At 45.0% G+C, this 21,929-nt stretch carries 19 protein-coding genes and 1 other annotated feature; all 19 genes read right to left on the bottom strand.

The window, feature by feature from the left end:
- Positions 1–42: 42 nt before the first annotated feature.
- The 19 genes from mutL to FD47_RS01665 all read right to left on the bottom strand — a co-directional run bounded on the left by mutL (position 43) and on the right by FD47_RS01665 (position 21,884).
- Complete coding sequence (gene mutL / locus FD47_RS01755) at positions 43–1,995, bottom strand: DNA mismatch repair endonuclease MutL (RefSeq protein WP_054732520.1); 1,953 nt, start codon at positions 1,993–1,995, stop codon at positions 43–45.
- Entirely contained in the window at positions 1,996–4,617 is a 2,622-nt protein-coding gene (gene mutS, locus FD47_RS01750) for a DNA mismatch repair protein MutS (protein WP_056979977.1), read from the bottom strand. It abuts the gene before it with no gap.
- A 63-nt stretch (positions 4,618–4,680) separates the two neighbouring features.
- Positions 4,681–5,481, bottom strand: a complete 801-nt coding sequence (locus FD47_RS01745) for a TIGR00282 family metallophosphoesterase (protein ID WP_056979976.1) — start codon at positions 5,479–5,481, stop codon at positions 4,681–4,683.
- Positions 5,482–5,568: 87 nt separating this feature from the next.
- Complete coding sequence (rny, locus tag FD47_RS01740; RefSeq protein WP_008214914.1) at positions 5,569–7,152, bottom strand: ribonuclease Y; 1,584 nt, start codon at positions 7,150–7,152, stop codon at positions 5,569–5,571.
- Between the two features lie 295 nt (positions 7,153–7,447).
- Entirely contained in the window at positions 7,448–8,575 is a 1,128-nt protein-coding gene (gene recA, locus FD47_RS01735) for a recombinase RecA (protein WP_008214916.1), read from the bottom strand.
- Positions 8,576–8,670: 95 nt separating this feature from the next.
- Positions 8,671–9,150 (bottom strand): nicotinamide-nucleotide amidohydrolase family protein, encoded by a 480-nt coding sequence (locus FD47_RS01730; RefSeq protein ID WP_054732517.1) that lies wholly within the window; start codon positions 9,148–9,150, stop codon positions 8,671–8,673.
- Between the two features lie 191 nt (positions 9,151–9,341).
- Positions 9,342–9,923 carry a CDP-diacylglycerol--glycerol-3-phosphate 3-phosphatidyltransferase gene (gene pgsA / locus FD47_RS01725; protein WP_008214918.1) on the bottom strand — a complete coding sequence of 194 codons (582 nt, stop codon included), beginning with the start codon at positions 9,921–9,923 and terminating at the stop codon, positions 9,342–9,344.
- 21 nt (positions 9,924–9,944) lie between these two features.
- Positions 9,945–11,009 (bottom strand): helix-turn-helix domain-containing protein, encoded by a 1,065-nt coding sequence (locus tag FD47_RS01720; protein WP_054732514.1) that lies wholly within the window; start codon positions 11,007–11,009, stop codon positions 9,945–9,947.
- 83 nt (positions 11,010–11,092) lie between these two features.
- Entirely contained in the window at positions 11,093–12,373 is a 1,281-nt protein-coding gene (gene yfmH, locus FD47_RS01715; protein WP_056979975.1) for an EF-P 5-aminopentanol modification-associated protein YfmH, read from the bottom strand.
- Positions 12,360–13,640, bottom strand: a complete 1,281-nt coding sequence (gene yfmF / locus FD47_RS01710) for an EF-P 5-aminopentanol modification-associated protein YfmF (RefSeq protein ID WP_054732510.1) — start codon at positions 13,638–13,640, stop codon at positions 12,360–12,362. The genes yfmH and yfmF overlap by 14 nt, the downstream gene beginning before the upstream one ends.
- Positions 13,641–13,792: 152 nt before the next feature.
- Positions 13,793–14,644: an amino acid ABC transporter substrate-binding protein gene (locus FD47_RS01705; RefSeq protein ID WP_054732508.1), complete on the bottom strand. Its 852-nt coding sequence runs from the start codon at positions 14,642–14,644 to the stop codon at positions 13,793–13,795.
- Between the two features lie 14 nt (positions 14,645–14,658).
- Positions 14,659–15,294 (bottom strand): amino acid ABC transporter ATP-binding protein, encoded by a 636-nt coding sequence (locus FD47_RS01700; RefSeq protein WP_008214923.1) that lies wholly within the window; start codon positions 15,292–15,294, stop codon positions 14,659–14,661.
- Between the two features lie 12 nt (positions 15,295–15,306).
- Positions 15,307–15,951 carry an amino acid ABC transporter permease gene (locus tag FD47_RS01695; RefSeq protein WP_040538041.1) on the bottom strand — a complete coding sequence of 215 codons (645 nt, stop codon included), beginning with the start codon at positions 15,949–15,951 and terminating at the stop codon, positions 15,307–15,309.
- A gap of 170 nt (positions 15,952–16,121) precedes the next feature.
- Positions 16,122–16,352: a binding site (T-box leader), on the bottom strand.
- Positions 16,353–16,409: 57 nt separating this feature from the next.
- The gene (gene minD, locus FD47_RS01690; RefSeq protein WP_054732505.1) at positions 16,410–17,216 is read right to left on the bottom strand and encodes a septum site-determining protein MinD; all 807 of its coding nucleotides are present in this window, start codon (positions 17,214–17,216) and stop codon (positions 16,410–16,412) included.
- Complete coding sequence (locus FD47_RS01685) at positions 17,209–17,892, bottom strand: septum site-determining protein MinC (RefSeq protein WP_054732502.1); 684 nt, start codon at positions 17,890–17,892, stop codon at positions 17,209–17,211. Before FD47_RS01685 ends, minD begins: the two co-directional genes overlap by 8 nt.
- A gap of 16 nt (positions 17,893–17,908) precedes the next feature.
- Complete coding sequence (gene mreD / locus FD47_RS01680; protein WP_056979974.1) at positions 17,909–18,433, bottom strand: rod shape-determining protein MreD; 525 nt, start codon at positions 18,431–18,433, stop codon at positions 17,909–17,911.
- Between the two features lie 15 nt (positions 18,434–18,448).
- The gene (mreC, locus tag FD47_RS01675; protein WP_008214932.1) at positions 18,449–19,318 is read right to left on the bottom strand and encodes a rod shape-determining protein MreC; all 870 of its coding nucleotides are present in this window, start codon (positions 19,316–19,318) and stop codon (positions 18,449–18,451) included.
- A 72-nt stretch (positions 19,319–19,390) separates the two neighbouring features.
- Positions 19,391–20,398: a rod shape-determining protein gene (locus FD47_RS01670; protein ID WP_275453004.1), complete on the bottom strand. Its 1,008-nt coding sequence runs from the start codon at positions 20,396–20,398 to the stop codon at positions 19,391–19,393.
- A gap of 145 nt (positions 20,399–20,543) precedes the next feature.
- A complete protein-coding gene (locus FD47_RS01665) occupies positions 20,544–21,884 on the bottom strand; it encodes a bifunctional folylpolyglutamate synthase/dihydrofolate synthase (RefSeq protein ID WP_056979973.1) in 1,341 nt (446 codons plus the stop codon).
- Positions 21,885–21,929 lie beyond the last annotated feature (45 nt).

The raw sequence follows: 21,929 nt of genomic DNA, 5'->3' as shown, positions 1-21,929 counted from the left end.
TTATAAATTGTATCATAAGTTTCCGTGACGCTCGAGGATATTTTAAATAATTTCTTCATCCGTACGGTGAGGATCCTGGATGCGTTTGAACATCTTTTCAATATCTTCATTTGTAAACTTCACCAGCACGGGCCGGCCATGGGGACAATTATAGGGATTCTCACATTCGGGCAGTCGAGCCAGCAAAGCACTTGCCTGTCGACTATCAAGATGATGATTGGCCTTAATTGCGCGCTTACAGCTCATCATGATGGCCGTTTTTTCACGAAAGGCGGCAACCGAAATCTTATGGTCGTTAAGAATCCAGTCAATCATTTCTTTGATGGTCGCCTCTTCTTGCCCGGCCTTAAACCACATTGGGTGTTCCCGAACAATGAAGCTATTTTGGCCAAACTGTTCAAGGTGAATCCCAAGCTTTTGAAGCAGGGGCAGTTTTTCCATAATAAGTAAAAAATCACTGGTGGTGTAATCTAAAACGATTGGCACCAACAGTTTTTGCTGATCGTCACTAACTTCACCAATCGCTTTTCGATAGTGCTCATAGTTAATCCGTTCCTGAGCGGCATGTTGATCCACCAGATACATATTTTCAGGGGTTTCGGCAACTAAATAGGTCCCGTGAATCTGACCAATATAGCGAAGATTTGGAAAACCGGATTCCCCAACCAGATCTTGCTGCTCTGGCTGAGATTGAATTTCGGCAGCTTTTGCCGGATTGGAATCATCGGCCAGCCGGAATCCCGTCTCACCAAAAATAGGAACTGAAGTCGGCTCCTCTGCTAACAGACGATCCCATTTAGCGACTCGGGGACCGTTCAGATCGTCTCTTTGCTTGATAACGATTGGATCATCATCCGCCAGATTCGAACCCTCAGTCTCAGAAGGCACCTCAAATAAAGGCTGCCCTTGCGGCTGGGCACTAATCGCGGGTGATTCTGAAGGATAATCATTGGAACGGCTGGAAACTGGTTTCTTAAAGTCACGGGTGGCGTCTGGAATCAACTGCTTAGTCGCCAGCATTTGGCGAATCGCGTTGGAAATCATATGCCCAAGTTTAGGCTCTTCGCTGATTCGAACCTCCTGCTTGGTCGGATGAACGTTGACGTCAACAAGCGCCGGATCCAGCTTAATGTTAATGACGGCAATTGGGAAACGCCCAATCATGAGTTTGGACCCGTACCCATCAATAACCGCCCTGGTCAGCGGATAATTTCTAACAAACCGGCCGTTCAAAATCAACGAAATGTAGTTTCTGCTTGCCCGCGTCAGCTCGGGAAGACTGACAAATCCATTAATTGCCAAATCAGGCTCTTCAGACTGAATCGGGACCATTTTTGAGACCGTTTTGACGCCGTAAATTGCCCCTAAAACCTGCAGTAAGTCGCCCCGGCCGGAGGTTCTTAACAGCTCCCGGCCGTTGCTGGTAAATGAAAACGCGACCTCTGGATGACTCAGTGCCAGCCGATTGACAATGTCGGAAATTTTGGCTAATTCCGTATTTGGTGAACTCAGATATTTTAACCGCGCTGGGGTATTGTAAAATAACGAACGGACTTCGACCGTGGTTCCCTTACGCGATTCAGACGCACTCTGGGACACAAATTTGCCGCCCTTATAAGTGACTTCCGTCCCCATCGCGCCGGTTGACGTTTTCAATACCACGTCGGCCACCGAACTAATACTTGGCAGTGCCTCACCACGAAATCCCAGCGTTCGCACCCGGAAAAGATCCCGCTGCTCTGTAATTTTGCTAGTCGCGTGACGTAAAAATGCGGTTTGAACCTGATCCGCATCAATGCCGTCGCCGTCATCAACCACTTTGATCAACTTAAGGCCGGCATTCTCAACGGTCACATCGACCTGGGTACTATGCGCATCGATGGCGTTTTCAACGAGTTCCTTTACAACGGAAGCTGGTCGCTCAACGACCTCACCAGCCGATATTTGGTTGGCGAGGATTGGCGGCAATTCATGAATTTGTTTCAAATTAACCACCTACTCCCTGTTCATCTTCTGCTGCCACTTATATACCTGATTCATAATCTGCATGGGGGTCTTTGACATTAAATCCAAATTTTTTAACTGACTCACAACTTCAGCCTGATTATCATCAACCTTTTCAAGCGGAAATAGTGAAATTTGCTCTTCAGTGTTGGCCGCGGACTCATGGCCAGATTTCGATGACTCACGCGCCTCGGCTGGTTGAGTCGCCGGATTCCCCGGCTTGCCATGAGCTTCCTTCTTCTCAAGACCAGTTAATATTTGATTCGCGCGGTTAAGCAACCCATTCGGTAAGCCGGCAAGCTTGGCAACGTGAATGCCATATGATTTATCAGCGGGGCCCGGTTGAATTTTATGAAGAAACACCAATTCACCATTAGATTCGGTGGCCCCGACGTGAACGTTTTGTAGCCGATTCAACGTCTCATCCAAACTCGTCAACTCATGATAGTGGGTCGAAAACAGCGTCTTGGCACCAATATTGTTATGCACATACTCAATAATTGCCTGGGCCAGTGCCATCCCATCGTAAGTTGCGGTCCCCCGACCAATTTCGTCAAATAAAATCAAACTATTTGGCGTGGCATTTTCAATCGCATCATTAGCCTCTTTCATTTCTACCATGAAAGTACTTTGGCCGGAAATCAGGTCATCGGCAGCACCAATTCGGGTAAAAATCTTGTCAAATACTGGTAAGGTTGCGGATTTTGCCGGCACGAAGCATCCCATTTGGTTCATGATAACGCCTAACGCCACTTGCCGCATGTAAGTGCTCTTTCCAGACATATTCGGACCCGTGATCAATAACACACTGGTATCGCTTCCCATGTCAACATCGTTGGGAACATATTGCTGATGGCCCAATACCTTTTCAACAACCGGATGACGGCCGTCTTTAATGGCAATTTTATGCTGGGTTGTTAACTTAGGTTTGACAAACCGGTACTCTTCACTGACGCTTGCAAAACTCTGCAGGACATCAACGGAAGCGACTGCGTCAGCCAAGGCCTGAATTTGCTTAATTGAAGCTTTGATCTGATCGCGAACCTTCACAAACAGTTGGTATTCCAGTACCTTGCTCTGTTCCTGAGCTTCAAGAATCAACGCCTCTTTTTCTTTCAGTTCGGGAGTCGAAAATCGTTCGGCATTCGCCAACGTCTGTTTACGCTGATAACGGTCAGCTGGAATTTTGTCCAAATTTGTTTTGGTTACCTCGATGTAGTATCCAAAAACGTGGTTAAACCCAACTTTCAGGTTATTAACCCCGGTCACTTTACGTTCCTTTGCTTCCAAATCAGCCAGCCACTTCTGACCATTCTTTGTTGCATCCCGATACTTATCCAACCGATCGTCAAAGCCATCCTTGATGACCCCACCGTCAGTCACTGAAATGGGCGGCTGCTCAACAATCGCATTTTCAATGGTCGCCACAACGTCGTCCAAGGGCACCAAATTATCCAACATGTCCTTAAAACTCTTGTCAGCAATTTGCTCAAGGATGTATTTGATCTTTGGGACCTGCTTTAAAGACGTCTTGAGTTGAATCAGATCCCGGCCGTTGACACTGCCAAAAGCAATTCGTCCGGCCAATCTTTCCAAATCATAAACCTTGATTAATTCATCTTGTAGCTGATTTCGTTCATAATAGTGATCTAACAGGACCCCGACGGCATTATGGCGCTCTTCGATCCTCGTTCGGTTAACCAACGGCCGTTCAATCCACTGTTTAAGCTTACGACCGCCCATAGCCGTCTTGGTCTGGTCAAGCAGCCAAAGAAGCGTTCCGGCCTTTTTGCCGGTGCGAATATTTCGGGTTAGCTCGAGATTATACTGTGAATTATGATCCAGTTCCAAGAAGTCGGACGGTTCATAGACGACAGCCCGCTTCAAATGCTGCAGGCTGCGTTTTTGGGTCGATTGGATATAATCCAGCATTAATTTAACAACCTGCTTTAAAAGCGGGCTGGTGACGTCCTGGGATAGATAGCTTTCTGAAGAATTAACGGGCAGCGAGGGCTGATGAGAAATCAGAATCCCCAGTTTTTCGACGGTTTCGCGAACAGAATTTGGTAAATCCCCGGAAACAACCGCCTCCTTGGTCTGCAGTGAAACCAACTCATTAATTAACTCGGCAGACGTACTTAATTCAGCAACCTTCAGTTCTCCCGTCGACAGATCGGCATACGAAAAGCCAAAAGCTGCTTGGTTTGAATCATAATTAATGGCCGTCAGATAATTATTGCTCTTTGCATTTTGGGTCCCAACATCAATCTGCGTGCCCGGCGTTACCAGCTGAATAACCTCACGCTTAACCATCCCTTTGGTAAGCCGCGGATCCTCCATCTGTTCACAAATGGCAACCTTGTATCCCTGATCCACCAAGATATCAATGTAATTCTGAACCGCCTTGTGGGGAACCCCACACATGGGCACCGGGTTTTCCGGGTTCCGGGAACGATTGGTGAGCGTCAGTTCCAATAACTGAGACCCCTTAATCGCGTCGTCATTAAACATCTCGTAAAAATCACCGAGCCGATAGAATAAAAAGGCATCCGGATATTGATCTTTAATTTTTTGATATTGAACCATCATTGGGGTTGCTTCTTTTTTTGCCAAAACCTAACGCTCCTTAAAGATCATGAACTTGTTTCAATTTCTGGATCACCGTGCTTAACGAGTTTAACCGCGAGCCTGATCATCCAGGTATTTGATCGTTTTAATCGCAGTGGCGTGACCCGTCTTGTCATCGATATCGATGACGCACCCGGATAGCACGCCGCGTCCAGTTTCTAGGACTTCAAACCTGGCGGGCCGCTGATTGATAAACCGGGAAATGACACTCTCGGGTTTCATCCCCAACATGCCATCAGCCGGACCAGTCATCCCAACATCGGTCAGGAAGGCCGTTTTTTGCGGAAGGATTCTGGGGTCGTTGGTCTGGACGTGGGTGTGCGTGCCAACGACCGCCGAAACCTTTCCATCCAAGAATCTTGCCATTGCCAATTTTTCACTGGTTGCCTCGGCATGAAAATCCATGAAAATGCAGTTGGTCTTCTGCCGCAATTCGGTAACTAAGGATTCGGCCAAGGAAAACGGATCATCTAGATTATCCATAAATACCCGCCCCTGAAAATTAAGGACGGCTAGTTGCTTACCATTCACATTAACCAACGTATAACCCTTACCGGGAGTGACGTTCTTAGGAAAGTTATAGGGCCGAATCAACCGATTGGCATCATCAATGAAATCCAGAATTTCCCGATTACTCCAAGCGTGATTACCAAGCGTCACAACGTCGACACCGTCACCCATAAGTTTCTTATAAATTGATTGCGTAATGCCCCGTCCCATTGCCGTCGCATTTTCGCCATTAACAATGGTGACCTGAGGCCGAACCTCCTGCTTAATCACCGGTAAATAATGTTGAATCATCGAAACGCCTTTATCGCCAACAACGTCACCAATAAAAAGAATTCGCATCAAACTGCCCTACACTTTCTAATTTTCTATTCAAATAATGTTAACACGATCTATTATAAAAGAAAAAAGACCAGAACGTCTGATCTTTTACTTTGCATATTCAACTGAACGAACTTCTCTGATCACTGTCACTTTAATATGACCAGGGTACTTCATCTCAGTTTCAATCTTTTGCTTAATCCTTCTAGCAAGCACTATCGCCTGCGTGTCAGTAATGTCATCGGGTTTTGCAATCACACGGATTTCCCGTCCAGCTTGAATTGCGTAACTCTTTTGAACTTCGTCAAAACTGTCAGTAATTTTTTCCAGGCTATCAAGCCGATGCACGAAACTCTCGAGCGACTCACTGTGAGCCCCGGGACGAGATTCGGCGATCTTTTCAGCAACAACAACCAACTCGGCAATAATATACTCGGGTTGATGGCCATCTTCATAACCTTGAATTGTGTCAATTACCACTGGACTCTCATGATATTTCTTAGCAAGGTCAACCCCCACTTGAACATGAGAACCCTGGACAACGCCATTGTTAACAGCTTTTCCGATATCGTGTAATAATCCTGCGCGCTTAGCTAATGTAACATCCTCACCTAATTCCGAAGCAAATGCTCCGGCAAGTTTTGCAACTTCAGTTGAATGGGCAAGCAAATTCTGCCCCTGATAAATCTTAAAGTTCATTCGCCCAACGAGTTTAATCATCTCAGGACTCATTGAGTGAATGCCCAGATCAAATAACGTTTCTTCGCCAATCTCCTGGATCCGTTCGTCAAGTTCCTTACGACTTTTATCAACCATCTCTTCAATCCGAGCTGGATGAATCCGACCGTCCTTAATTAACTTTTCCAATGTCATCTTGGCAACTTCCCGGCGAATAGGATCAAATCCGCTTAAAACAACCGCTTCCGGCGTATCATCAATGATTAAATCAATCCCGGTCAGGGTTTCAAACGTTCTGATATTTCGACCTTCACGACCAATGATCCGGCCCTTCATGTCGTCATTAGGAAGACTGACAACTGATACTGTCGTTTCAGATACAATATCCGCTGAACTTTGTTGAATTGCTTCAACAATTAAGTTTTTCGCGTTCTTGTCAGCTTCTGCCTGAGCTTGGTAATAACTTTCTTTGACCATTCGAGCCTTTTCTTCAGCTAGCTGGTCACCAGTTTCCTTTAAAATTTGATCCCGGGCTTCATCCTGAGTGAAACCCGCAACCCGTTCAACTTCGGCTTGCCGTTTGGCAATAAGTGAGTTTGCTTTTTCTTGTTGCGACTCTAAATTCTGTTGTTCGCGATTAATCTTTTGCTCCTTGCGGTTCAAACTATTTTCGCGTCGCTCAAAGGTACTATCCTTGCGATCAAGAGCTTCTTCTCGCTGTAACAGTCGATCTTCCTGCTTTTGAATCTCCACTCGCCGTTGTTTTAATTCTTTTTCAATTTTTGAACGGTAGCGGTGATTCTTTTCTTGAGCAGCTAAAGTTGATTCCTTAACGAGTGTCTCGGCTTTCTTTTTTGCCTCGGCCAAAATGGACGTTGCGGAACCCTTTGCAGTTTCAAGTTTAGCGGTCTGGATTTTCTTCTGTGTAGATTTCCCGATTAAATAACTAAAAAAACCAACAAAACCAACAACAATAATAGCGATGATTGCGAGGATTACCCCAGCCATACTCATGGCTTCACCTCCAAATCATCATAAATAATGATTATTTTGTAACACAAATTAAATAAGATGTTATTTGATTATTGACACAACCTTAATTTTAATGTTTGTTAGCCAAAGTGTCAATCATCTTATTTAGGGTCCAGCAACCATTTGCATATAGCAATTAATTGTCGACATCCTAACTTGAATTTTTTCCATGCTCCTAACGCCAGTCTAATGGTTATTTGCTTGTTTAATCAACAAAAAAACGAATGATTCGACCGTTACACCCGCCGTTTCATTCGCTCATTGGTGACTCATGAACCTATTTACCAATATTTAAATCAATATTATCGATGGCCTTTGATTTAGCCTTGTCGTTATCCTTTTCGGCGGCCTTTTTGTCGGTAGAATCAGCCTTTTTATCTTTGCTGCTTTCTTCCTCGTTAGTTGCCGCCCCATCTTCAGGAATTCCATAGGCATCGCGAACCTTTTTAGCCACTTCTTGATAAACATCTGCATGTTCTTCCAAGTAAGCCTTCGCGTTTTCACGGCCCTGACCAATTCGTTCTTCGCCATAGGAATACCATGATCCGGATTTGTTGATAATATCTTTTTCAACAGCCATATCAACTAATTCCCCGGACTGGGAAATCCCTTTCCCGTACATGATATCAACTTCAGCCCGCTTAAATGGTGGCGCAACCTTATTCTTAACAACCTTAATGCGAACCCGATTACCAATGATGTTGGTGCCATCCTTAATCTGTTCGGCCCGCCGAACCTCCAACCGGATAGTCGCGTAAAACTTCAATGCCCGACCACCAGGCGTCACTTCAGGGTTCCCAAACATCACGCCAACCTTTTCACGAATCTGGTTAATAAAAATTGCAATGGTCTTAGTCTTATTGATGGTCCCGGACAATTTCCGAAGGGCCTGAGACATTAACCGGGCTTGCAGCCCAACGTGGGTATCGCCCATTTCTCCTTCAATTTCGGCACGGGGAACCAATGCGGCAACGGAATCAATGACCACCATATCAATGGCGCCACTGGTAACCAATGCATCCGCAATTTGAAGCCCCTGTTCACCGGTATCCGGTTGTGACAACAGCAAATCGTCAATGTTAACCCCTAAATGCGTGGCATAAACGGGATCCAATGCGTTTTCGGCATCGATATAGGCAGCCGTGCCCCCGCGCTTTTGAACTTCAGCGACCGCATGGAGGGCAACCGTCGTTTTCCCAGAACTTTCTGGTCCGTAGACTTCCACGATTCTTCCACGTGGATAGCCCCCAACTCCTAAAGCCTCGTCTAAGGCAAGCGAGCCTGAAGGAATTGTTGAAATTTGCGTATCGGCCTTGTCGCCCATGCGCATAATCGAACCCTTTCCGAATTCCTTTTCAATACTTTTTAATGCCTTGTCCAAGGCAACTTTTCTTTGGTCAGCCATGAAATTCCTCCCACTTTTCTAAACTGAAAAGATTACTAATTCACTATACAAACAAATCTGGTAAAAAGCAACAAAAAAGCGAACAAAAGTTCGAATTATTTTCTGACCTTCGTCACAGCATCAAGTGCCATTTTTAATCCTGCTTGAACGGCCGCTTCACGGATGTCGTTGCGTGCGCCAGGGAACTGGAACTTGTTTGCGTAGGTCACTTGGGAACCATAAGCCAAACCAATCCAAACCGTCCCAACTGGATTGCCTTCAAGCGCGTCAGGGCCGGCAACTCCCGTAAAGGAAACCGCCAGATCCTTTTTCATGATTCTGCGGGCTTGATCAGCCATCCAGATTGCAACCGGCTCACTCACAACCGTGTTGACTTCAATCACATCATGGGGAATCGCAAGCAGCTGTTCCTTAACCGCGTCTGAATAGGTTACAAAGCCGCCTTCGAAGACAGCTGAAACCCCGGAAACATTACCAAGGGTACTTTGAAACATCCCTGCAGTCAGACTCTCGGCGGCAGTAACGGTGATGTGCTTAGCCAGCAATTGATCAACTAACTCTTGTTCTAATGACATCTTATTTGCTCCCTTCAGTACTAATATACGAACTTAACGCGTCAAATCTTTTATCACAAACAATCTTATCATGTGAACGACAAGAGGCTGAGCAAAAGATAATCTCTGCCCAACCTCTTTAAAATATTGTGGGGGGTTGCATACGCGGCCCCGCTTAAATTGTTAAAAATCCCCTAGCCTTCACTAATCTTCTAGAATGAATCCGCAAAAACTGATCGGTTCTGGACGAAGTAATCAATTCCCGAATAAATTGTAAAGAACAGACAAATATACAACATCAACTGGGCAAATGGGAAATTAATCGCGGCAAATAACACATTGTTGAGCAACAAGAAAATAATCGCCAACATCTGGGTGGTCGTCTTGATTTTTCCCGGCCACGCTGCCGCAACCACTTTGCCATCGTTCTCAACGACAATTAATCGAAGGCCGGTGACGGCAAGTTCGCGGCAAACAATAATTACAATGACCCATGCCGGGGCGTCATTGAGACTCACCAGGAAAATAAAAGCCGTCATGACCAGCATCTTATCGGCCATTGGGTCGGCAAATTTGCCAAAATTGGTGACTAAATGCCGTCTGCGAGCAATTTGACCATCAAGAAAATCGGTGAGCGAAGCCACAATAAAAATTAAGGTTGCCACCCAGCGTGTGTTACTAATCACCGTTCCAGCAATTGTCACGCTTCCCGATAAAATCGGGGCAGCCACAATCAAAATAAAGAACGGAATTAAGATAATTCGAAATAGGGTCAGTTTATTAGGTAAGTTCATCTGTATCCTCCAACATGTTTACTAGTACGAGCCGTTCGTTGTCCCAGTGGTATTACCATTAGTCGTAGAAGTTGCCGCCCCAGTGTTCCCAGTGGCCGAACCGGTCGAACCGGTTGACCCAGTTGTTCCGGTGGTCCCGGTCGTTCCGGAAGTTGAAGTTGTGGTGCTTGAACTAGTGCTTGAAGCACTTGAAGCGCCAGATTTACCAAACTGAAGGGTAATGACCCGTACCTGATTAGAACTGCCGTCAGTCGGATCGGATAATTTCAATCGCTTACCAGCAACGTAAATAGCAGTTTGCGGCGCATTCCCAGTATTAATTGTCGCCGTTGTCACCCCACTTGGCAATGCCACCGTGTGCGACTTGCCACCGGCTAATGCTGCCTGCCAAAGCGTTGATCCATTAGCAGCAACTGACGACCAGGCGCTGCCCGAACCAGTTGTAACAATCTTAATACTTGGCTTCTTGGAGGCCCCCGTTACTTGATAGGTCACGTTACTGCCTGATTCGGTTAACTTCTTAAAAGCCAGTTTTTTAGATTTTGCGGGCGTCTTTTTGGCCTTCTTGGCAGATGAGCTGGCCGCACTCGGACTGGATTTCGTGTTATTAGAAACCGACACCTTGCTGGTTTCAATTTGGGTTTTGGCAGTATCACGCGAACTGTGGGCTGCCGCAACCCAAATGGCAATCAAGATGATCAAAACAACGACTGAAACCGACGCAATTGAGATGTAACGGCGAATTTTTTCATTTCGCTGGTCAACTTGGCGCTGGGCAGAACGTGTCTTGGGATTATCGCTGTTCACCCGATTAACGTATTCGGGGTCCTCAGTATCCGGTAACTTCGTTTCAAATTGGGCTAACAGTTCACTGCCATTAAGGCCAACCGAATCCGCGTACTGTTTAACAAACGCGCGGACATAGAACTCACCAGGAAGTGAATCAAAGTCATTATCTTCAATCGCAATCAGGTAACGTTTCTGAATCTTTGTGTTTTTTTGAAGATCGTCAAGGGTATATCCCTTGGCAACCCGGGCATCATGTAATTTTTTACCAATTGTTAAGTTATCTTTTTCGTCGTTCATTCTCATTTCTCCATTAAAGTTAATTAATCATCGTTTTAAGTATATCATATGAACTCACAACGTTAATTTAAGTAATCCATAAGTTACGCTTTTGCACGAATTATTTCTGACTGAATCGTGCTTGATTTCAAAAAAGTTTCGGTTATCCGCAATACGTCTTCTAAGCTAAGGCGATTTAGAATGTCGACTTCGTCATAGATTGTCACCGGTTCACCAAGAAACCCGTTAAATTGGCCACTAATTGCCTCTTGAGAATCCATCATTTCAATATAGTTTCCATAGAGTTCCCGTTTCTGTAACTCAAAAGCGGCGGTCAATTTTGGAAGCTTTTCAGGAATTTGATCAATCACCTGATGAATTTTAGTGATAAACTCATCAGGATTGTCAGAATCGGCGCTTAGTAACGCAAAGTGAAATGCCCGCTCATTTTCAAATTCCCAAGAGAACGAATCGTCGATCACGCCGTCCTGGTATAAATCATCATAGGTAGCCGCCGTTTCACTAAAGAACAGGTCGAGCATCATTGAAATCGCCATTTCATATTTAACCCCAGCTCTTCCCGTTGGCACCACGTCATCACCCCGAATACCAACGGCAACTTTGGGCCGGGTAATCTGCATGGAATGTTGATGGATTGCTTCGCGAGCCGCTGCAGGAATCGGCACATGGCGGGTAACGTCAATTGGTGAAGCTGCCGGCTTTTGTTTCTGGTTTTCCTTAATCCAGTCTAGCGTTTCGATGGGATCAAGGTTTCCAGTAATAAAAAGTGCCATGTTCTCAGGTCGATAAAACGTCTGGTAGGCGGTTTGAACATCCGCAAGCGTGATTTGAGAAACCGAGTCAACGGATCCAGCAATATCCAGTGCCAGCGGTGAATTGGGGTAAAGGTCGGCAACCGTCTGGAAATAAATTCGGTTACCAGCATCATTCCGATACATATTAATCTCTTGATCGATAATGCCCTTCTCCCGGGTCACCTTTTCTTCCGTGAAATAAGGAATTTGGACGAAGTCTAATAGAATCATCAAATTCTTTTTGAGATTACCAGCGGTTGAAAATAAGTAATTTGTATTGGTAAAGCTTGTATAAGCATTCGCCGAAGCCCCGGTTTGATTAAACAGCTCGAAAACATCGTAATCTTTCTTATCGAACATTTTGTGTTCAAGAAAATGAGCGATCCCAGCCGGTTGAGAAATTAACTTGCCAGCGAGATTAAATTGACTGTCCACCGAACCATAGTTAACCCCAAGCGTCGCAATTGTTTTATGAAATCCGCGTTTGGGTTGCAAATAAACCGTCAGCCCGTTTGCCAACTTTTCCACAAATAATTGTTCACCAAATTGGTGATACTCAATCGTCTTCATCAGCGGCCTCCTGACTTTCCAGTACGTATTCAGCTTGGATGTCCACCTGGTCAGCAACCTTGGAAATATCGGCTTTACTAATCTGATTAACCGAATCTTCCCACTGCTCATCGCTGATGTCAATCCCAGAAATTTCCGCAAAATAACGGCGTTCAACAACCGTTGCCAAGTAATCGGATTGAGACCGATGCTGGTCAATCATTGATCGTTTAACCCCTGCTAATAAGTCATCAGAATAGTGCCCGCCAACCGCCTGGTGCAATTGCTCAGCGATCGTCTTTGAAACCTTTTCCAAATTTTGCGGATCAATTCCAGCCTGAACCGTCAGCATCCCTGCCAGGGAATTATAGCTACTATGAATATCGTAGGCAAGCGATGCTTTTTCCCGAACATTTGTAAATAACAACGATCTCGTTGATACCCCAAATAGTTGGTCAAACACCATCGCGGCAAAGTACTGATCACTCCCAAAATAAATCGGGAGCCGATAGCCCAACTCTAATATCGACTGGGAACCGGCAAACTGGTCGCGACCGGTCACAACCATGTCAGATTCGCGGGCTTTAACAAATAAGCCTAATTCAGTTTGCCGGGGCTGATTTGAAAACGAAAACTGCCGAGCAAGCGTCAGGACTGATTGGGAATCAATTTTGCCGGCGACCAAAATCACGATTCTTGCCTGGGCCATAAATGTTTGATAGAACGAAAACAACCCCTTGGGATCCAATGCATTAATGTTCTCAGCGTCCCCTAGCAAATAACTGCCATGATCCCGATCCTTCCCGTAGTATAACGCCTGAAGCTTCAGGGTTGCATAAAACTCCTTGTTATCAGGAATGGATGCTAAGTAATGACTTAAATTAGTTTGATGAATCCGAAAATAATCCGCATCAAAAGCGCCGTCGCGTTGAAACGGATTCTCAATCATTTCTTTTAAAAACGCAAACCCCTGGGCCATGAGATCAGGATTACCGGATACATATTGATCATCAGGAAGCGTAAGCCGAACCCGTAAGGTATGCTGATCACCGTATCGCAAAACCGTTACACCATAACTAGCCCCGTATAATTCTGACAATTTTCGGGATACAAGTAATTCGCCCGGATACTTATTTGAAGCGTTTTCCAACAAATCCGCCAGCAATGCCAGTTTGGGAAAATTGGCATAATGGCTGGGAATGCTAAAGTTGATGATAATCGTATTATTTTTAAATTGATCGGTTTGAATGGTTTTAACTTGAACACCACGTACAATTTGACTATTCACTCATGTTCCTCCTCAATTTGTCACAATTTTCATCTTAAAGTAATTTGGATAAAATCTCAATATTAAACCAAAAAGAGTTTGAACAAATTTTATCAGATTTGTTCAAACTCCTTAAGCATTTCGGCGAACGGCCTTGCAGTTAGCAATCAAAATCATTTAGTCATCAGTGGACTATACGCGTTTGTCCCAAACCATTTCTGATTGATTTTAGCTAATTGACCATTCTTAGCCAGCCGGTTCAACCCGGCATCAACCTTGTGCTTCAATTCGGTATCACCCTTTCGCATCCCCACGCCATACTGTTCCTTAGGAAATTGGCTGGGAACGCTTCGATACGTTGCCCGATTCTTCTGGTGGCCAATGTAATACCCAGCGTAAATACTATCAATGAGCAGGCCCTGAATCCGGTTCGAATTCAAATCAATAAAGGCTTCGGTGAAGGAATCATAAAGAATTGGGCTGTGATCTTTAATCCGATCTTTGAGCAGTTTAGGCTTCGAATCAATGTCCATTGCCCCCGCAGATCCGGCCTGGACACCGGCAACCTTACCGGTCATATCAGCAAAATTATAAATGTGGTTTTTCTTTTTGGTAACGAGTACCTGCTTGTTTGTGAGATACGGTTCACTGAAGGTAACCTTCTTGGCCCGCTCAGGATTCATTGAAAAGCCATTCCAAATTAGATCAATGGTGCCATTTCGCAATTCAGTCACGTTCATTGACCAGTCAATCGGCTGAAAGTCAACTTTGATGCCATATTGTTTGAAAACGGCCTTGGCCAAATCAACGTCGTATCCCACAATTTTTCCGCTCTTCGTTTCGAATCCCATTGGCACAAAACTATCATCCAAACCAATGACAACCTTTTTTTGTTTCGAAATGATTGACCAAGTGTCCGGATTGGTTTCCAATTTATGCCGTGATTCAAACCGACAGCCTGAAAGAACGATCACCAGCAAAAAGATTGCAACTATGAATGGTGCCTTTTTTAATGCTTTTTGCATGCTAGCCCTTCTTTCTACTGAATTTGTTCAACTTGTTGAATTTCATCGGCGACGTTCTTAGCAAAATCCATATCATGAGTCACAACAATCTGGGTCATTTTCTGCTTCTTTAGATCCAGGATAATTTGGGCAACCTCGTCGCGCAGAGCCGGATCCAAAGCCGATGTTGGTTCGTCATAACACAAAATTTTCGGATTCATTGCCAGCGCACGCACAATTGCCACCCGCTGCTTCTGACCACCAGAAAGTTGGTAGGGATAGAGATTTTCTTTGCCGCCCAACCCCAGTCGCTCCAGTAACGCGGTCGCGGTCTTTTCCACCTCATCAGCCCCCAGCTTTTTAACTAACGTTGGTGCCAGTGTAATGTTACCCATCACGGTTAAGTTCGGAAAAAGTTGGTAATCCTGGAAAACAACGCCGATAATGGTGTCGTTTTTATCCGGATTCACCGGGTCGAATTGTTTCCCGTTCCAATAGAAAGCTCCGGCGTTTACCCGTTCAAGGCCGGTGATACAACGCAAAAGCGTGGTCTTTCCGGCACCAGACGGGCCAACAATTGCCATAATTTCATTATCGGCGACGGTCATCGAAAAATCGTTGATGACGGTTTTACTGCCAAATTTTTTAGTAAGTCCCTTTATCTCTAACATTTCAATTCCCTCCTATCGCCAAACATTCGAACGTTTCTCAATCATCTTCAAGACAATCGTGCAGACAGCGGTTAGTGCCAAGTAGATAATCCCAACAAGGACAAGCGGCACTAACGAAACATCCCGAGCAGTTGCGACGTTACCGGCTCGTAGCAGATCGCCAAGGCCGATGACATAAACCAATGAAGAATCCTTCACCAGATTAATCACTTCGTTTCCAATTGATGGCAAAACAATCTTGAAAACTTGGGGAATCACAATCTTTCGAATGGTTTGGCCATAGGTTAACCGCAGTACCCGCGCACTTTCAAACTGGCCACGTGGTACGGATTGAAAACCACCGCGAAAAATTTCAGCAAAGTAAGCCGTATAATTTAGAATAAATGCAACCATGGCAGCATCGTAACGCTGAAAAATGATTCCGATAACTGGCAGCCCATAGAAGACGAAAATGAGCTGCAGTAGTAACGGCGTCCCCCGCATCAACCAGTCGTAAACGTTCAGGACCCACACGAGGGGTTTAAAGTTACTAACCAACCCCAGTGCCAGAATGGCTCCCAACGGAATCGAACATATCAACGTCCAAAAGAAAATTGATAAGGTCATTTTGGTTCCCGCTAAAAGCGCTGGTAAAATTTGCATAATATATTGAATCATTTGACATCCCTCCATAAAAAAATCCCCTTGAGTTTAAACACTCAAGAGGACGATAGTTTTCGCGGTTCCACCTCACTTCGCAACAAGCTCACGCCCGCTGCCTCACGAAGTTTAGCTTTCTCACCATCGTCGGTAGAAAATAAAAAGCCTCCTAGATCATCAAAATGATCTAAGAGGACGATTTTATTCGCGGTTCCACCTCAGCTTTACCCTCTGCTCATACAGAGAGTCTCAACGAGTTTAGAAAACTAAACTTCAGCAATAACGTGCTCACCGCTTCTCCCTACTCAGTTCAAGAGAATGACTCCCAGACGTGACGCATTAACAACCATTGTTCACTTCACACCATCGTGAACTCTCTGTAAATTGAATGAAAACGCGGTTCTGATCAAAGTCTTTTAATCTGTTTTTAATTATAAAATCATCTTAATCGGAATTTATCAATCCGTCAAGCAGTTTTATCCCTTTTTAAACCAGTTCGTTACTTTTTGCCAAAATGACGGATGAACCTCATCCTTCATCTCCATGAGGGGAACAGATTCTCCTTCGAGTCTTCTGGCAATATCGCGATAGCCCTGACCAGCAGGATTTTCAGCTTGCAGGACAATCGGTTCACCCTTGTTTGAAGTCGTGATGACCGCATCATCATCAAAAACGATTCCCAGCAATTCAACTCCCAAATGGTGCGTAATTTCATCCACATCCATCACGGAACCGTCCTTCATCATATGGGTGCGAATTCGATTAATAATCAGGTGAGGCTCTTCGGTTAACGGATGTTGTTCCAAAAGGCCGACAACCCGATCAGCATCCCGAACAGCTGAAATTTCGGGCGTCGTTACAATAATGGCACTATCAGCGCCAGCAATCGCATTCATAAATCCCTGTTCAATCCCGGCAGGACAGTCAATCAACACATAGTCAAAATCCGGCTTGAGTTCATTCACAATTTGAACAACTTGTTCCTCATTCAGAGCCGTTTTATCGGTATTCTGAGCGGCTGGTAACAAGTATAACAGATCATCGAACCGCTTGTCCTTCACAAGCGCCTGGGCAAGCTTGGCCCGGCCAGTAGCAACGTCAACAATGTCATACATAATTCGGTTATCTAATCCCAAAACAACGTCCAAATTACGCAGACCAATATCGAGATCCATTAAACAAACTTTTTTACCAAGCATGGCAAGTGCCGTCCCGATATTTGCAGAGGAGGTTGTTTTTCCAACCCCGCCCTTTCCTGACGTGATAACGTATGCCTTACCCATTGATGACTCCTCCTATCCGATTGAAGAATTTCGGGTTGATTTGTTTGAGACTTTCGACCTTACCATAATCAAGTACGTGGAGGTCATTGACATAAACAACGGTGTTTTCAGAAATTTTGGTATTTGTATCGTCCAAAATTTCATACTGTTCACCAATTCTGACCTGCTGCGCATTATGTACATCCCCGATAATCATCTTATCCTCAAGATCGGGATACCCCGCTTGAATGATACCATGAACGTCACCGAGAACATAAATATTGCCCCCAACAAAGAGTTTTCCACCCTCATGAATTTTGCCTAAAAACAATACGTCACCCTGAATGTGAATTTCTTGCCCATTACGAATAATTTGATCAATCACATGGACGCTTTCTTGTTCAAGGATTCGATTAGATTCTTCTTTCGTAATAACATCTGAAGTAACCTTATGAACGGAAAATGAACTGAAATCTGAGAAGATGGTTTCAATTTTCGAACGATCCTCGGCCGCTAATAGGCGTCGACCGGTTTGAATATCAAACGAGATAGCTTGTGATATTCCGGAGGCCGCCTGGTCCCTTAAGTTTTCAAGCAATCGTCGTAACCCAGCGAGTGCCTCACCTAAATCCGACTGATCATCCAAGATGATTTCATACCCATCATTTGTGCCCTTCAACACAGCTGCATCATGCATGTTTTACGCCCCTTCTTTACTGCCTATGACTTCGATACAATGGTTCAATTGGAAAGTATGCCAATGCCATAAAAACCAGGTTAATGGCTAATGTAGGCGCCAACGTATTGACCATAAACTGCGCAACTGAATCAGAAGTTTGGCCAATAAAGCTGTTTGCCACAAATCCAAGGCTGACCCACACCGTGATGCCCAAGAAGTAAACCAAAAAACCGCTCATAAAATTTGGCGGCAGCATTTGGTAGACTGTCTGGCAGAGGTAGATCACTAATGGGAAGATAAAGACATAGACGCCGAGTAACCCGGTGTAGTACATGTCAAAGATAAACCCAATGATTGCCGACCACATTGTGATGTGAAGCTTCTTGCTGTCCCCGAAAAAAACCGCCAAAATTAACCACATCAGGGTTAATGACGGTACCAACGAATTGGGATAGCGATAGAGAGTCCCAGAAAGAATTTGGCTAAGTGAGCCATCCAGAAAAAAGGCAATGAACTCACCGATGACAAATATAAAGGCGATAGGAATTCTTCGTTTCAACTGAACAACCCCCAATCAATTCCGAACAGCAACTGAAACGACCTCAATATCGTTTAAGTTAGCTGCGGGTTTAATGTATACTTTCTTCGCTAAACCATAGTCATCTTCGGCAATCTTTGAAACAGTTCCGACATAGATCCCCTTAGGAATCACGCCGCCTAAACCGCTGGTGGTGACCCGATCACCTTTGGAAAGCTTAGCCTTGGACGTAATATTGCCCATCACGATACGATTACTTTGGGAATCATAAGACGTGATCACGCCGTTAACAACCTTAGAACCCGCCCCGATAATTTGAATGGCAAATCGATTGGAATTTTCAGCAGTATTTGAAATTAAGACAACTTTACTGTTAGTTTTGTTGACTTCGGCAACTGTCCCAATGAGGCCCGGACCAGCAATCACCGGCATATTCTTTTTGACCCCGGCAGCCTGGCCCTTATTAATAACAACCTGACTCGCCCAAGAAGACGGTGTCCGAGTAATCACGGCTGCGTTGATCTTTTCGTACCCAGTCAAGGTACTGCCAACGTTAAGCTGGCGTTTCAGTTGTTTGTTTTCTCGTTCCAAAACTTGATCTTTAACCTGTGTTTGTGCAAGCTGATCAACCTTTGACTTTAGTTTCTGATTCTCCTGATAAGTATTCAATAGATTATGAATCGAAGCAAATCCATGTTGAACACCATTCATTGGAATCGCAACAATTCGATCACCAAATCCCACGATGTCGTTGCCAAATTGTTGAACCAGTGGCGGTGTGTTCCGATTATTTCGAAACGCAACCGAGACGGACATTAAGCCAAAACTAATGATCAAGCAGACAATCACAATAACAAGCTTTCGACTGGAGAAAAATTTTTGCATAATTGCCTCCATCCGTTTCATAAATACCTAAAAAACAGCGCATGCAACGCCAATTTTAGATATGGTGATTCTAATTTATTTATTGATGATAAATTATTGCTTCTTTTTCATGACACTAATGCTCTTCAATGATTCACCAGTCCCGATAGCGACACAGTCCAGCGGATCGGCCGCAATTGAAACCGGCACTTGAGTAGCTTCAGCAATCACATCAGTGATGTTACGCAGGAGCGCACCGCCACCGGTGAGGACAATTCCATGGTCAATAACGTCAGCAGCAATTTCCGGTGACGTCTCTTCCAAGGTTTCTTTGATTGTTGAGATGATTTCCATCACTGACTCGTTAATCGCATTATTGACATCGGTCCCAGTCGCCTGAATGGTTGTGGGTAAACCGGTTACCAAATCGCGGCCACGGACGGGAACGGCTTCAATATCCTTGGCCGCCTTTGCAGAAGCGGAACCAATTTGAATCTTGAGTTCTTCAGCCGTTCGCTCGCCAATCAACAGATTGTATTTTTGGCGAATGTACTGGGCAATCGCCTCGTTAAGCTTATCACCAGCCATTCGAACCGAACGGCTAGACACGATGCCGCCCAATGAAATGGTTGCGACATCGGTGGTACCACCACCAATATCAACAACCATACTACCGGTCGGATCCATAACGGGCAGGCCGGCACCAATTGCCGCAGCAAAGGGCTCCTCAATGACATAAGCGTCACGGGCACCCGCAACACGCGTCGCGTCAATCACCGCGCGCTTCTCAACGGCGGTGATACCAGTTGGAACGCAAACCATAACATATGGTTTGCCGGATGAATGACCCAGTGCCTTCTGGATAAAATATTTCATCATTGCGACAGTGGTGTCGTAGTCCGCGATAACGCCATCTTTCATCGGCCGAACGGCATTAATGCTTGCCGGTGTGCGGCCAATCATTGCCCGGGCTTCTTCACCAACAGCAATCACCTCGCCGCTTTTTGTACTCTTGGCAACAACCGATGGCTCACGAAGCACAATCCCCTTTCCTTCAACATAAACGATTGTGTTTGCTGTACCAAGGTCAATACCTATGTTTTTATCCCCAAGTCCGAACACGTTATCCATCCTTTCATTGTCATAGTCTTTGTTAATTTTACTTATTGGTGTTATTGATAGATTAATTATTGTTTAACGAAATAAGTATATCATAACGCACGCAAAAATGAACCAAATCCAAAGAATGAAACCAGGATTTAAGAGATTATTTGCAATTGGCAGATTTCGATAATAAATACTTTCGAACATCAGATATGAAATATAATGATCCGGTAATTAGCAGGATTCCGTCACTGCTAAGCTGCCCATAAACCGTATCGGTTGCGCGCTGCCAATCGGAGAACACCGCCGTAACGGTCCCGTTACCAGTCTTAGAATCAACAATTTTTTCCAATTTCTTCGGATCTGCGGCAGCCCGCTTCCCAGGACCGGAAAATCGGGTCAAAACGATCGAGACGTTGGGAACGGTGGCCATTTTTTCAACCATTTTGTCAGCCTGTTTGTCCGCCAAAATCCCCATCAAAATGGTAATCTTCTTGTCATGAAAATCCGAATCAAGGAGCTTCACAACCTCATCAACGGCAGAAATATTGTGGGCCCCATCAATCACCACCGTGGGATGCTCACTAATTTTTTCAAATCGTCCGGCCCACTTGGTTTGCGAAATTCCCCGCTGGATACTCTCTTGGTTAACCGGGAGATCCTGATTTTGACAATAGACCCGGTAGGCCTGAATTGCAACGGCCGCGTTATCTGTTTGGTAGTCGCCGATTAAGCTGGTCTGCAAACTAATTTTTGGAAACTTGGCCGCCGAAAACGTGAACCCCTGATGCCAACCCGTCACACCTGTATCGGTCACGTGAAAATCAGTTCCTAAAATATCAATCGGACTGTGCTTAACTTCCGCCACGTGTTTGATAACGGCAAGCGGTTCAGTCGGAATTTTCCCAACCACGACCGGCACCCGATCCTTGATGATTCCGGCCTTTTGGTAAGCAATTTTGGGCAGGGTATCGCCCAAAATATGCATGTGATCCCAACCGATCGTCGTAATCACTGATACCTTGGGAATGATCACATTCGTGGAGTCCAGAAGGCCGCCCAGACCAACCTCAATCAGCACAATATCAGCATGACCTTCAGAAAAATATGAAAACATCATCGCGGTGATGATTTCAAATTCTGTCGGTCCGCCCTCCGCCAACTCATCATCAAGCTTAACGACGATCGGGTAGACCTGCTGAGCGAGCCGGGTAATGTCAGCGTCAGAAATCGGTACCCCGTTCACACTAATCCGTTCATTGAACCGAATGAGAAACGGGGAAGTAAAACTGCCAACGGTCAAGCCATCTTGTTGGAGAATATTCCGTAAAAACGCAAGTGTCGACCCCTTACCGTTGGTTCCAGCAATGTGGATTGCCCTGACCCGCTTATCCGGCGCACCCAACTCATCGAGAAACCGGCGCATGCGCTTTAGCGTTGGAATTTTTTTAAATTTTGTTCGCCCATGAATAAAATCAAGTGCTTGAGTATACGTATCAATCATGAATTTTCTCCTCACAAAACAAGGGCGCCGCTCGCAGTCGTTTCA

Origin of the sequence: Lentilactobacillus parafarraginis DSM 18390 = JCM 14109, assembly GCF_001435895.1 — a bacterium.
Classification (GTDB): Bacteria; Bacillota; Bacilli; order Lactobacillales; family Lactobacillaceae; genus Lentilactobacillus; species Lentilactobacillus parafarraginis.
The sequence above is the reverse complement of the archived record's forward strand: the minus strand, read 5'-3'. Positions and strand labels throughout refer to the sequence as shown.